The sequence below is a fragment of the Luteipulveratus mongoliensis genome (assembly GCF_001190945.1).
Classification (GTDB): Bacteria; Actinomycetota; Actinomycetes; order Actinomycetales; family Dermatophilaceae; genus Luteipulveratus; species Luteipulveratus mongoliensis.
On the sequence record NZ_CP011112.1, the window covers coordinates 2,096,241 to 2,109,256 of the forward strand.

The following is a 13,016-nucleotide window of genomic DNA, read 5'->3' on the forward strand; positions in this document are numbered from 1 at the left end:
CTGATCAGGTGGGCATCCCGGGGATGTGCGGCAGCGAAGGCAGCGAGGTGGGGAGGTCGGTCGGCATCCCCGGCAGTCCGTCCTTCCGGGACTGCGGAGCGCAGATGGTCGCAGCCTCTGAGACGGCCTTCACGTCCTTGCCGTCCGGCACGCTCGTCGCCTTGCCGTCGGCGAGGATCTGCAGCGTCGCAGGGGAGACCGTGTCGTAGAGCTTGTTGGTCATGCACGTCGCGTGCTTGTGGGTGTCCAGGACCTTGGCCGCGGGTGTCTTGTCGTACGACGTCTGGATGCCTTTGGTGACGCTGTCGCGGCTCGGCTTGCTCCCCGCCTCGCTGCCGTCGTCGTCGCCCTCGGTGCCGGGTGTCGAGGAGTCCGCGGGTCCCGGAGTCCCGGGTGCTGTCGCGGACGGGTCGTCGCCCGGCAGGGTCTTGTTGCCGGACGAGCCCTTGTCGTCGCCTCCGAAGCCGCAGGCCGCCAACGTGAGTGGTGCGGCAAGAAGCAGGCTGCAAGCCGCGGTGCGTTTGGTCGTCGTGCGGTTCATGAAATTCCCTTCGGCCGAGCGGGCATGACGATGCCCTCGTGCGCGTACGACGGGGGTCCCCACCTATCGGTTCCCTGGGCGCGGCACCTTTTTATGAGGCTCCTCCTCCGCCCGCTCTCGCAGGCTCGATCGGGTCGGCATCGTCGCCTCATCCCCGAAGTATTTGAAAGTTGTTCGGAGCCGTCTGACAGGATCGCGAGCATGAGTGAAGCGTTCGATGCCGTCGATGTCATCCGGGCCAAGCGGGACCGCCAGCAGCTGACCGATGAGCAGATCGACTGGGTGATCGACGCCTACACCCGAGGGGTCGTTGCGGACGAGCAGATGTCGGCGCTGGCCATGGCCGTGCTGCTCAACGGGATGGAGCGCTCCGAGATCGCACGCTGGACCGCGGCGATGATCGCCTCGGGGGAGCGGATGGACTTCTCCTCACTGTCCCGACCGACGTCCGACAAGCACTCGACGGGCGGCGTCGGCGACAAGATCACCCTGCCGCTGGCGCCTCTGGTCGCGGCCTGCGGGGTCGCGGTGCCGCAGCTGTCCGGCCGCGGGCTCGGCCACACGGGCGGCACGTTGGACAAGCTGGAGTCGATCCCGGGCTGGCGCGCTGCGCTGTCCAACGAGGAGATGCTCGCCCAGCTCGACGACGTCGGCGCAGTGATCTGCGCGGCCGGTGACGGCCTCGCGCCGGCTGACAAGAAGCTCTACGCGCTGCGCGATGTGACCGGCACGGTCGAGGCGATCCCCTTGATCGCCAGCTCGATCATGAGCAAGAAGATCGCCGAGGGCACCGGAGCGCTCGTGCTCGACGTCAAGGTCGGCAGCGGCGCGTTCATGAAGGACGCGGAGCAGGCGGGCGAGCTCGCGCGCACGATGGTCGCGCTCGGCACCGACGCCGGCGTCAAGACGGTCGCCCTGCTGACTGACATGTCGACACCGCTCGGGCTCACGGCCGGCAACGCGCTTGAGGTGCGGGAGTCGGTCGAGGTCCTCGAGGGCGGCGGCCCGGCCGACGTTGTCGAGCTGACCGTGACACTGGCGCGCGAGATGCTTGCGGCCGCCGGCAAGGACGACATCGACCCGGCTGAGGCGCTCAAGGACGGACGCGCGATGGACGTCTGGCGCCGCATGATCCAGGCGCAGGGCGGCGACCCCGACGCCGAGCTGCCGAATGCCAAGGAGACACAGGTCATCGCTGCCGACGCCAACGGCACTCTCACCCGGCTCGACGCCCTCCAGGTCGGAGTTGCGGCCTGGCGACTCGGCGCCGGCCGCGCTCGCAAGGAGGACCCGGTCCAGGCGGGCGCCGGGGTGCAGATGCACGCCAAGCCCGGCGATGTCGTACGCAAGGGTCAGCCGCTGCTGACGCTGCACACGGACACTCCGGAGAAGTTCGCCCGGGCGCAGGAGTCGCTCAAGGATGCGTGGACGATCGCTGAGTCGGCGGGCGCGCGTACGCCCCTGGTGATCGACCGGGTCGACTAGTCAGGGGCGTACGCCTGCGCGTCAGCAACCCGGGAGGCCGTAGTTGGACGGGCCCTTCATGAAGACGTTGTTGACGTAGCCGCCGAGCTCCGGCGAGAACGACCACAGGTCGTTGGAGTAGCCGCGCGCGTTGACGCGCTCGCCGCGCTTCTGGCAGGTGAAGCTCGCCGTACGCGGCTGCACCGTGGCCTTCCGCGCGCTCGCGCTCGTGGCGTCGGCGCGGACGTTCACGTCGGTGGCGTAGATCGTCAGCCGACGCCCGCCGGAGTGAGGCGCCGGGGCAGGGTTGCCGCCCCCGCACGCCTTGAGGTGGTAGTCGGACTCGCCTCGCATGAAGACGTTGTTGACGTAGCCGTGCAGCTCGGGCGAGTACGACCACAGGTCGTTGGTGTGTCCGCGTGCGTTGACGCGCTCGCCGCGCTTCTGACAGCTGAAGATCGCAGCGCGGGGCTGGACGACGCCCATCTTCTGGCTGCGGCTCGTGGCGTCCTTGCGGACACTCACGTCGGTGGCATAGATCTCCAGCCGGCGGCTTCCGGACGGCACCGGCTCAGGCGGGGGAGTGTGTCCGCCGCCGCCGTAGCGGTAGACGCCTCTCGGGGTCCCACCATGGGAGGAGATGCGCTTGACGGTCAGGCCGTACGCGTTGCCCTGCGCCTGGACCATCAGGCCGTCGCCGATGACCATCGCGGTGTGGCCGGACCAGACGATCACGTCTCCGGGCTGATAGCTGCCGCGATCGGTCGGGTTCGGCAACGCCTTGAAGCCGTGCGCGAGCATGTCCCCGGGCTGGCTCGAGGTGCCGCCGGACCCGTAGTCGACGCCGGTTGCCTTGTAGTACGCCCAGCGCATCAGGCCCGAGCAGTCAAAACCGAAGTCGTGGGTGTCGTCGTAGCCTCCGGACGGGTTGTTCTGTCCGTGGGTCGGGCCGGGCTTCGAGCCGTGCCCGCCGCCCCAGGTGTAGTGCGTGCCCTTCTTGACCTCGTCGCAGGCCGTCGCGATCGCAGTCTTCGCAACTGCGCTGGCCTGACCGCGGACATAGCAGCCCTCGTTGGCCGAGGCGGACGTCATGGTGAGTGCTGCGAATCCCGTTGCGATTGTTGCTGATCCGACCAGTGAAACGCCTATGTACCGAAGCTTCCTACTCATTTCTCTCCCCTTTTGTGTACGGCTGCTGCCGACCCCTTGCGTGCTTCAGCACGCAGCAGGTGGACGGGCGTACGCGGAGATCCGGTTCCGATGAGCGATACGTAAGCGGGGCCTCAGCGCGCTCGGCGTTGGAGGTCTCGGGCTGCGGTGAGTGCGGCACAGACGGCCTCGATGTCACCCTCGCGCACGTCGGCCAGGACTTTCATGTGCGCCTCGAGCTCAGGGCGTACGGAGAACGTCTCAGGGTGCTGCTCGAGCAGGGTCTCGCGGTCATCGAAGTCACTGCGAATCAGCAGCGTCGAGTCGTCCACGCGCCGGGCTACGAGGCGGTTGGACACGCACCAGCGGACGCCGCGTCGGTCGTCGTGGCGGCGTACGTCCTCGAGGGCTGCGAGGTGGCTCTCGATCAGCTCCCAGGCGCCGGATACCGGTGACATACGACCAGCGTGCACCAGCCGCCGGACGGTGCCTTGATCGCGCTTGCGGGGTCTAGTCTGAGCGCGTGCCCAAGCTGCTCACAGAACCCGTCCGCATTCCCGTCCCCGGTGGCAAGGTCATCGACGAGCACGTCGGGCTGGCGAGCACCGGTGAGGCCGCCGTGTCGGTCGCTCACATGGTCGCCCCGGCCAACTGGGACGAGCCGTTCCAGACACCGGACTTCGACGAGGTCACCGTTGTGCTCAAGGGCACCGTGATCATCGACCACGACGGCGGGCCGACTGAGGTGGCCGCCGGGCAGTCTGTGGTGACCAAGGCGGGGGAGCGAATCCGCTACTCCTGCGGGCCTGCTGGCGCTGAGTACGTCGCCGTCTGCCTGCCAGCGTTCAGCCCGGACTCCGTGCACCGCGAGGACGACCCGTCATGAACCTCCGGCCCGAGATCGTCGCCCTGCCCAAGGTGCTGCTGCACGATCACCTCGACGGCGGCGTACGCCCGCAGACGGTCATCGACCTGGCGCGGGACAGTGGGTACGACGGTCTGCCGGCCACCGATGCAGAGTCACTCGGCGAGTGGTTCCGTGACAGCGCCGACTCCGGTTCCCTGGTGCGTTATCTCGAGACGTTCGACCAGACCGTCGGGGTCATGCAGACTGTCGAGGCGCTGCACCGCGTCGCGTCCGAGTGCGCGCAGGACCTGGCCGCGGACGGGGTCGTCTACGCCGAGGTCCGCTACGCGCCCGAGCAGCACCTGGCTGAGGGACTGGAGCTCGAAGAGGTTGTCGAGGCGGTCAACGCCGGCTTCCGTGAGGGCGAGCGCCTGGCTGCCGAGGCGGGCCACCCGATCCTCGTCACTGCGCTGCTGACCGCCATGCGGCACGCGGCGAAGAGCACCGAGATCGCCGAGCTCGTGGTGCGCTACCGCGACGACGGCGTCAGCGGATTCGACATCGCGGGTGCCGAGGCCGGTTTCCCGCCCACCCGTCACCTCGACGCGTTCGAGTACCTCCGCCGCGAGAACGCCCACTTCACCATTCACGCCGGCGAGGCGTTCGGGCTGCCGAGCATCTGGGAGGCCATCCAGTGGTGCGGCGCCGAGCGGCTCGGACACGGTGTGCGCATCGTGGACGACATGTTCGTGGACGAGCAGTCGCTCGCCGACATCGCAGACCCGGGCCAGCTCGAGCCGGAGGCTGTACGCCTGGGCCGGCTGGCCGCGTACGTCCGGGACACGCGCATCCCACTCGAGATGTGTCCGTCCTCCAATATCCAGACTGGAGCCGCGAGTTCCGTTGCGGCACACCCGATCTCGCTGCTCAAGCAGCTGCGGTTCCGGGTCACGGTCAACACCGACAACCGGCTGATGAGCGGTACGTCGATGTCCCGCGAGATGCAGCTCCTGGTCGACGAGGCCGGGTGGACGATCGACGACCTGCGCTGGGTGACGATCAACGCGATGAAGTCGGCGTTCATCCCGTTCGATGAGCGGCTGGCGCTGATCGACAACGTGATCAAGCCGGGCTACGCCGCCGCGACCTGAGCTCCGCCTCAGGGACGATCGGGCGGCAGGAGGCGGCGGCGTACGGCCTCCTCGCGACCGAGGCGCGCGGTGTCCCGGCGACGGCGCTCGGCGAGCACCGCGGCCAGCACTGCTTCCGCGGGCGTCCCGGCGGGCGGCGGCGGTGAGACGAGCGGCAGCGCCTGCGCGAGGAGCCCCTGGCCGACCGACTGCCTCGCCGGTGGCGTGAGCATTGCTGATCGCTGCAGGAACTGGCGGATGCCGAGGGCGAGGCCGTCGGGGAGCGTCGCGATGTCGGCGCGCTCGGCCCAGCCGGCGAGGGCGTACGGCATCAGCGGTGGCGGGCCGAGCTTGATGTGGGTGGCCTCGCGAACGACGTAGGTGCCAGCGGCAAGGTCGCCGAGTCGGCGGGCTCGGGTGGTGCTCATCGCAGCCAGCGCGGCAGGCGCGCCGCTGAACAGGTAGAGCTCGACGAAGCCGACCAGGCTGCGGGTCAGCGCGTGCCGGAAGACGATCGGTCCGCCGTCGTCGCGCACGGTGCGCAGACGGAAGGCCAGCTTGCCGAGGCTGCGACCGCGGGTCAGCGTCTCGACGGTGACCGGAACGGCGACGGTCCACACGATGACGTCGAGCAGGAAGAGCGTCTGGATGTTGGCACTGCTGGTCTCGAACACCAGGGTGACCATGGCCCACAGCGTCAGCAGCAGCCCCGTGACGTTGGTGAGGACATCGATCGCGCCCGAGCCAAGGCGTCCCGGCAGGCTCGCCGGTGGGATCTCCAGGAGCACGGCCTCACCGGTGATCAGCTCGTCCCGCTCCATGCCGCGCAGCGCGCGCGGAGTCTGGGTGGTCGGCTGATCGGTCACGGGGTCAGCGTACGTACACCTAGTCTGGTGCGCGTGGACCTGGATGCCTTCGTCGCGGCTCACCAGCCCGAGTGGGACCGCCTCAAGGCCCTCTCGCGCCAGCGGCAGCTGTCGGGGGCGGAGTCCGATGAGCTGCTGGACCTCTATCAGCGCACGGCCACCCATCTGTCCATCGTGCGTTCGAGTGCCCCGGATCCCTCTGTGGTGCAGTACCTCTCGACGCTCCTGTCACGTACGCGGCAACGGACGTCGGGTACGCGGACGGCCGGCTGGGCGGACATCGGCCGGTTCTTCACCGACACCTTCCCGGCGATGCTCTACCGCACGCGGCGGTGGTGGCTCGCGGTCATGGTGGTCAACGTCGTGGTGGCCTTCGCGATCGGGATCTGGGTCGCGCACAATCCGTCAGTGCAGACCGGCTTCATCCCGCCCGAGCGGCTCGACGAGCTGGTCAACCACGACTTCGAGGGCTACTACTCGGAGTTCGCGGCGCAGGACTTCGCGGCGAGGGTGTGGACCAACAACGTGTGGGTCGCCGCCCAGTGCATCGCGATGGGTGTGCTCGGCTTCCCGGTGATCTATCTGCTCTGGCAGAACGTCGTCAACGTGGGAGTCATGGGCGGAATCCTGTGGGCGAACGACCGCGGCTCGTTGTTCTTCGGGCTGATCCTGCCGCACGGAATGCTTGAGCTGACAGCGGTATTCGTGGCTGCCGGTGTGGGTTTGAAGATCTTCTGGTCGTGGGTGGTTCCCGGTCCGCAGACTCGCATGCAGTCACTCGCGAGCCAGGCTCGGGCGAGCGTCGCGGTCGCGCTGGGACTCATCGTCGTGCTGCTCGTGACGGGCATCATCGAGGCGTTCGTGACCCCGTCGGGGCTGCCGACGTGGGCGCGGATCGGCATCGGTCTGGTCGCCGAGATCGCGTTCTTCGTCTACGTCTTCACGCTCGGCCGGTGGGCTGTGGCACGAGGCGAGACTGGTGACATCGCCGACCGCGACCGAGGCGACGTCCTCCCCGCAGCCGCCTGACGATCACAACAGGCCTTGGGACTTGAGGAGGAGGTAGTGGTCGGCCAGACGTACGGGGAGGGTCTCCGGGTCGGCGTCGATCACAGTCACGCCCAGTCGTGAGAGCGCCTCGGACGTGCGCTCCTTGAGGGCCAGCGAGCGCTCGGCGGCAGCGGCGTCGTACGCCTGGGCCGAGTCCTCGCGCGCGTCCGCCATGGCGTTGACGGCGGCGTCCGCCACCGACGCGACCACGACGCGGTGGTGCTGCACGAGGCTCGGCAGCACCGGCAGCAGGCCTTCTTCGAGTGCCGCGGGCTCGAGTGGCGTGAGCAGGACGACCAGTGCGCGCCGCCGCGAGAGTGAGTTGACCGCTCCGGCCAGTCGCGACCAGCTCGCCTCGACGAGGGCTGGCTCGAGCGGCGCCATTCCCGTGACGAGCTCGTGCAGCAGCTGGTTGCGGTCGCTCACCAAGGTGATGCGGGTGTGGATGCGCCGGTCGCCGGCCAGCAGCTGTACGCGATCGCCGGCTCGCGATGCGAGTGCGGCGAGCAGGAGTGCTGCGTCCATCGCGGCGTCGAGTCGGGGGATGTCACCGACGCGACCCGCGCTGGTGCGAGAAGTGTCCAGCAGCAACACAATTCGTCGATCTCGCTCGGGTTGCCAGGTGCGTACGACGAGGTGCTGGCGACGAGCGGTTGCGCGCCAGTCGATGCTGCGCACGTCGTCGCCCTCGACGTAGTCGCGCAGTGAGTCGAACTCGGTGCCCTGCCCGCGGGTTCGCACCGCCGAGCGGCCGTCGATCTGGCGCAGCATCGCGAGCCGGCTCGGCAGGTGACGGCGGGAGTGGAAGGGCGGGAGGGAGCGTACGAAGCCGGGCACCGGGAGCGAACGCTGCCGCGCGGCCACGCCCAGCGGACCGAAGCTGCGCACCGTGACGAGGTCGGCCTTGCGGTCGCCCCGGCGGGTCGGTCGCAAGGCCGTCGTCACCCGGCGCTGCTCACCACCCGGCAGGTCGAGGGAGTGTCGCTCGCCGGTGGCACCGGCCGACGGCTGCCAGGCGTCACGGACGAGTGCGCGCAGCCGGCGGCGGCCGAGGTTGCGCACGGTCAGGGTCGAGTCGGTGGCCTCGCCCAACCGGACCTGAGGGTCTGCGGAGCGCGCGATCTGCAAGCGCCGCGGACTGACCGCCAGCGCCAGATCGAGGGCGATCGCGGCCAGCACGACGAGCGACCAGAGCAGCACCGTGCGTCCGGATGGCCACAGAGCCACCGGCACGATGCCGAACGCGGTCAGCAGGACCGCTCTGGTCGTCAGGGCCATCAGCGGGGCACGGGCACCGATGCGACCGCGGAGTCGAGCACGCTGCCGACGCCGACTCCTTCGAGCTCGGCCTCCGGTCGCAGGGACAGGCGGTGAGCCAGCGTCGAGTGGACCAGAGCCTTGACATCGTCGGGCGTGACGAAGCCGCGTCCGTTGAGCCAGGCCCAGGCTCGCGAGGTCGCCATCAGGGCCGTGGCACCACGCGGCGAGACGCCCAGCGACAGGGACGGCGAGTGCCGGGTCGCGCGCGCGAGGTCGACGATGTAGGCGGTGACCTCGGGGGAGACCTGCACCTGGCGTACGGCTGCGGCACCGGCCGCGAGATCGTCCGGACCGGCGACCGCCCGGATCCCGGCCCCTGCCAGATCGCGCGGGTCGAAGCCGGCTGCGTGCCGCTTGAGCACCTCCAGCTCGTGCTCACGTTGTGGCAGCGGCACGGTCACCTTGAGCAGGAAGCGGTCCAGCTGAGCCTCGGGGAGCGGGTAGGTGCCTTCGTACTCGACGGGGTTCTGCGTCGCAGCGACCAGGAACGGGCTCGGCAACGGACGTGGCTGCCCGTCGATCGAGACCTGCCGCTCCTCCATGGCCTCCAGCAGCGAGGACTGGGTCTTGGGCGGCGTCCGGTTGATCTCGTCGGCCAGCAGCAGGTTGGTGAACACCGGCCCCGGCCGGAACGCGAAGTCCGAGGAGCGCGCATCGAACACCAGGGATCCGGTGATGTCGCCCGGCATCAGGTCGGGTGTGAACTGCACCCGCTTGCTCTCGATCGCCAGGCTCGCGGCGATGGCGCGCACCAGCAGCGTCTTGGCCACGCCCGGGACGCCCTCGAGCAGCACGTGGCCGCGGGCGAGCAGCGCGATGATCATGCCCGTGACCGCAGCGTCCTGGCCGACGACGGCCTTGCCGACCTCCCGGCGAACGGCGAGCAGGGCTTCGCGGGACTGACCGGCGTCGGGCGGTGGTGGGTCGGCGGGGGCCGGCGGACTGGCGTACGACGAGGTGTCGGTCATCGGTGTCGGACCTCTTTCTCGAGTTGGCGGAGCTGTTGAGCGAGCTGGGTGAGCCCGGCATCGTCGGTGGGTACGGCGGTGAAGAGCAGGGTGTGGACATCCATGGGCGCCCGGCCGGTCGCGCCGGCCACGGCGTCGACCAACGCGGCTGGGGACGATCCGGGCGGCACGCCGAGGTAGCGGGACACCCGGCGTCGGGTGCCCGACCGCAGCACCGTCGCAGCACGCTCACGGTCGCCGGCCTTGCGGTAGAGCTGGCCGCGGCTCTCGGTCGTCTCGCTGGCCCGGACGACGACAGGCAACGGCTCCTGGACGAGGCGCCCGAGCCGGCGCCCACGCGACACCATCAGGACCAGGACGGACAGCGCCAGCACGACGCCAACCGGAGTCATCCACTTGGGCCAGACCGGATCCTTGGCATCGACCAGATCGACGTCGCGCGGGCTCACGCTCCACCACACCAGGCGTGAGGAGTGGCCCAGCGCGCGTAGTCCGAGGGCGGCATGGCCGGCGTCGCGTACGTCGCTGTTGCGGATGGGTGCGGTGCTGCCGAGCAGCACGATCTCCGGCCGGTCAGCCGTGGCCGGGAGCACAGCCAGGTAGCCGCCGCGGTCGCCGCCCTGCCCGAAGCCGCCACCGGGCGGGAAGCAGGTCTGCACCCCGCTGCCGTCAGCCGGGTCGTAGCGTTCGCTGCCGTCGGTGATGGTGAGGCCGCGTGCGATGGGCACGTCGCAGCGGGCGGGAGTATCGCGGGGGAAGCCGGCGCCGCGGCGTGAGATGGGAGCGTCGAGAGCACGCAGCGCGCGATCACCCGGGGTCACCAGGATGATCCGGTCTGCGGATCGTGTCTGCTCGAAGAACGCCTTCCACATGGCCAGCGTCATCACCTCGCCACGAGTGACGACGACGGACGTGCCAGCGCCGATGGTGCTGTCGCGCAACGCTTCTCGGCTGCGCACGGGATGGACGCTGACGCCTTGGTCACTGAGCACGCGTGCCATCGCCTGGCCGCCAGGGGGCTGTGGGTTGTCCGGATCGAGTGGTGCTCCGGAGGAACGGCTGCCGAGCAGGAGCAGCGCAGCGACGCCCGACACGATCAGCGCGGCTACCGCCGCCAGGACGATCCGGCCGACCGGCCGACGCCGACGGGTCGAAGGCTCGGCTGCAGTCGGTGCGGAGGTAGTCACCGCTGTCATGGAGCCCACCGCCCGGGAGCGACGAGGGAGTCATCGACACCGTCTCCGACGTGCTGCGGTCGAGTGTGCTGTACGCGGTCATCGAGCTCGCGCATCCGCGCAGATCCCGCGCCATCGGCCGTGCGGCCGCCGTAACGCACCTCGTCGAACGCATGCCCGGCCGTCTGCAAGGCTGCGACCTCGGCAGGGAAGTAGGCGCCGAGCGCCCGGGCCAGCTCGTGCGCCGTGCCGCCGGGTCGGTCGTCCAGCAGGGCGCGTTCCTCGCCGGCCCGGACGATCGCGCGGAACCAGTCGAGCAGCGCGGCGGAGTGGTCACCGGCCTGGTCGGCCGTCTTCGCGCGTTGTCGGTAGTCCGCGGCGCTCAGCCCGGTCTCTTCGAGGACTGCCGTCTCGGCGGCCGCAGCCCGAGCCCGACGGCCCGCGCGGACTCGGGTGACGGCGTACGCGATGGTTGCGACGAGGGCGATCACGCCCACCAGGAGCACGATCTTGCCGATGCCACTGGCGCCGGAGAGGGCAGCCTTCGAGATCTGCTCATTGATCCAGTCGTTGAGCCGGTCCAGCAGTGACTTGTGCTCGCCGTAGGGCAGCTTGCGCAGCTCGTCACGCAGCAGCCCACGCCCCTGCTCAGCGGACGGATCGAGCGGCGGGTCGGCAGGCAGCTGCACCAGTCGGGCGAGCACCGTCGATCAGCCGCTCTGCTGCTGGGCGGCCGCGATCAGCGTGACGTCGAGGGCCTCCTTGCGGATGCGCTGGTCGAGGTAGAGCAGTCCCGTGACACCGGCGATGAACGGCGCGGTGAAGGTGCTGACGACCAGGCTGACCAGCTGCATGCCGACCAAGAAGCCGACCGAGGGGAGAGCCTCGGGGTCGGACAAGTTCTGGAAGCCCAGCAGCAGAGCGAACGGTGCGATCACGATGGAGGACAGCACGCCGGCCGCGAGCTGAGCCAGCAGCGAGATGCCGAACACCCGCCACCACTGGCCCTGGGTCAGCGCCCACGAGCGCTTGAGCGCCTTGATCGGGCCTTGCTTCTCCAGCACCACGCACGCGCTCGCGAACGACCACTTCACCCAGACGAAGATCATCAGCACGACCGCGCCGAGACCCCCGACCACGGCGATGAGGATGCCGAAGCCCTCACTGAGACCGACGCCGACCAGGACTGCGACCAGGACGAGCAGTCCCACGCCACCGATCAGCATCAGGAAGATCAGCAGGTTGAGCCCGATCAGCGCCCACAGACGGCCCTTGACCTTGGCCCAGGCGCCGCCGATGGACATGCGACGGCCCAGCACCGCATCCGCGAGCACGACGGTGAGCATGCCGGTCAGCGCAATGCCGCCGATGGCTTGCAGCACCGACGAGCCCTGCTGGCTCGTAAGGGTCATCGCCTCGCGGACGCCCTCGTTGTCACCGGGGTCGACCTGGTTGAGCCCGAGCACCAGCGCGATCGCCGGCAGCGTGAAGATCAGGGACACCAGGAACGCCAGGCCCAGAGTCGCGCCCGGGTTGCCCCGCATCGTGCGGACCGATCCCTCGAAGATGTCGCCGAGGGAGAGCGCGCGCAGCGGGATCACACCTGGCTTGGCGGCCATGGGCGTCCACCCGCCGACGGGCGGCCCGGCGTAGGGCTGGCCCTGGTTGTACTGCGGGCTGCCGTAGGACTGACCGCTCTGGCCCGGCGGAGGCGGGAAGCCAGGACCAGGGGGCGGGGCGCCGTACGACGGCTGCTGGCTCGGGTCGTACGTCGGCTGACTCTGCCCGGTCGGCTCAGGATCGCCCGACGGGCTGGTCCAGTCGTTGGTCACGGCGTCCCCCACGTCAGCTGGCTCGGTCTGTCGATGACCCTAGCTGTTGATCCCGGCGCACCGCCGAGCGTCCGCCTCGGCCTGTGGAGGAGTCATCGGGCGGGCGCCGAGCGCGGCCTGCTCGGTGATGATTCGTGGCTCGGCGCCACACAGCCGCAGACCGCGGCGCAGCAGCACGAGCGGCGGCTTGCGGTGCTCGGCCAGGTCGCGCAGGAATCGTCGCGCGAAGGTGAGCCAGCGGTTCTGTCGGATGCAGTACGCCGCGCCCAGGAGTCCTCGTTCGCGCAGCGGGGCGGCAGCGTGCGCCGCGAAGATGCCCTCGGCCACGATGACCGGCGCATCATGGGCGCTGACGGTGGCGCGCCCGGTCACCCGCGACGTCGAGATGTCATAGATCGGCACGTCGACCGAGCCGGTGCGGCACAGCCCGTCCAGCGCATCGACGGCGCTGTCGAGGTCGAAGGAGTCGAGGTGGTCCCAGTCGGGCAGCCCCTTCTCGATCATGGGCAGGCTCGGGTCGTGGCCGTCCTTGTAGAAGTCGTCCAGCCGGACGACGGGCCACCCATGCTGGTCGGACAGTCGCCGGGCCAGCCGAGTCTTGCCCGCACCGCTGGGGCCCGACAGCAGAATGACCTGCCGGGCGGGTCGCTCGGTCACTCAGCGGCCTTTGGGCG

General features: G+C 69.8%; 14 protein-coding genes. 4 read left to right on the forward strand and 10 right to left on the reverse strand.

Annotation, left to right across the window (positions count from 1 at the left end; translation table 11 throughout):
• Positions 1–4: 4 nt before the first annotated feature.
• Positions 5–541 (reverse strand): hypothetical protein, encoded by a 537-nt coding sequence (locus VV02_RS10020; RefSeq protein WP_052591372.1) that lies wholly within the window; start codon positions 539–541, stop codon positions 5–7.
• 201 nt (positions 542–742) lie between these two features.
• Between VV02_RS10020 and VV02_RS10025 the strand changes: the two genes are divergently transcribed.
• A complete protein-coding gene (locus tag VV02_RS10025; protein WP_052591373.1) occupies positions 743–2,026 on the forward strand; it encodes a thymidine phosphorylase in 1,284 nt (427 codons plus the stop codon).
• 21 nt (positions 2,027–2,047) lie between these two features.
• Here the strand turns inward: VV02_RS10025 and VV02_RS10030 are convergent, their stop codons facing one another.
• Positions 2,048–3,097: an NlpC/P60 family protein gene (locus VV02_RS10030; RefSeq protein ID WP_052591375.1), complete on the reverse strand. Its 1,050-nt coding sequence runs from the start codon at positions 3,095–3,097 to the stop codon at positions 2,048–2,050.
• Between the two features lie 191 nt (positions 3,098–3,288).
• Complete coding sequence (locus VV02_RS10035) at positions 3,289–3,612, reverse strand: hypothetical protein (protein WP_052591377.1); 324 nt, start codon at positions 3,610–3,612, stop codon at positions 3,289–3,291.
• A gap of 65 nt (positions 3,613–3,677) precedes the next feature.
• Here VV02_RS10035 and VV02_RS10040 point away from each other — a divergent pair, with 65 nt between their 5' ends.
• Both VV02_RS10040 and VV02_RS10045 read left to right on the forward strand, forming a co-directional pair.
• Positions 3,678–4,040 carry a cupin domain-containing protein gene (locus VV02_RS10040; RefSeq protein ID WP_052591379.1) on the forward strand — a complete coding sequence of 121 codons (363 nt, stop codon included), beginning with the start codon at positions 3,678–3,680 and terminating at the stop codon, positions 4,038–4,040.
• Entirely contained in the window at positions 4,037–5,152 is a 1,116-nt protein-coding gene (locus VV02_RS10045) for an adenosine deaminase (protein ID WP_052591381.1), read from the forward strand. Before VV02_RS10040 ends, VV02_RS10045 begins: the two co-directional genes overlap by 4 nt.
• Positions 5,153–5,160: 8 nt before the next feature.
• Here the strand turns inward: VV02_RS10045 and VV02_RS10050 are convergent, their stop codons facing one another.
• Positions 5,161–5,997 (reverse strand): RDD family protein, encoded by an 837-nt coding sequence (locus tag VV02_RS10050; protein WP_245633039.1) that lies wholly within the window; start codon positions 5,995–5,997, stop codon positions 5,161–5,163.
• A 33-nt stretch (positions 5,998–6,030) separates the two neighbouring features.
• On the opposite strand from VV02_RS10050, the gene VV02_RS10055 reads away from it, so the two are divergent.
• A complete protein-coding gene (locus tag VV02_RS10055; protein WP_052591383.1) occupies positions 6,031–7,026 on the forward strand; it encodes a stage II sporulation protein M in 996 nt (331 codons plus the stop codon).
• Between the two features lie 3 nt (positions 7,027–7,029).
• Here VV02_RS10055 and VV02_RS10060 read toward each other — a convergent pair whose 3' ends face one another.
• From VV02_RS10060 to VV02_RS10085, 6 genes are read right to left on the reverse strand one after another with little or no spacing between them, the layout of a single operon-like run.
• A complete protein-coding gene (locus VV02_RS10060; RefSeq protein ID WP_052591385.1) occupies positions 7,030–8,325 on the reverse strand; it encodes a DUF58 domain-containing protein in 1,296 nt (431 codons plus the stop codon).
• Positions 8,325–9,335, reverse strand: coding sequence for an AAA family ATPase (locus VV02_RS10065; RefSeq protein ID WP_052591387.1), 1,011 nt, complete (start codon positions 9,333–9,335; stop codon positions 8,325–8,327). The genes VV02_RS10060 and VV02_RS10065 overlap by 1 nt, the downstream gene beginning before the upstream one ends.
• Entirely contained in the window at positions 9,332–10,531 is a 1,200-nt protein-coding gene (locus tag VV02_RS10070) for a DUF4350 domain-containing protein (RefSeq protein WP_052591389.1), read from the reverse strand. Before VV02_RS10070 ends, VV02_RS10065 begins: the two co-directional genes overlap by 4 nt.
• Positions 10,528–11,214 (reverse strand): DUF4129 domain-containing protein, encoded by a 687-nt coding sequence (locus VV02_RS10075; RefSeq protein WP_052591391.1) that lies wholly within the window; start codon positions 11,212–11,214, stop codon positions 10,528–10,530. Before VV02_RS10075 ends, VV02_RS10070 begins: the two co-directional genes overlap by 4 nt.
• A 6-nt stretch (positions 11,215–11,220) precedes the next feature.
• Positions 11,221–12,354, reverse strand: coding sequence for a DUF7847 domain-containing protein (locus VV02_RS10080; protein ID WP_052591392.1), 1,134 nt, complete (start codon positions 12,352–12,354; stop codon positions 11,221–11,223).
• A gap of 27 nt (positions 12,355–12,381) precedes the next feature.
• Positions 12,382–12,999, reverse strand: coding sequence for a uridine kinase family protein (locus VV02_RS10085; protein ID WP_245633040.1), 618 nt, complete (start codon positions 12,997–12,999; stop codon positions 12,382–12,384).
• Between the last annotated feature and the right edge of the window lie 17 nt (positions 13,000–13,016).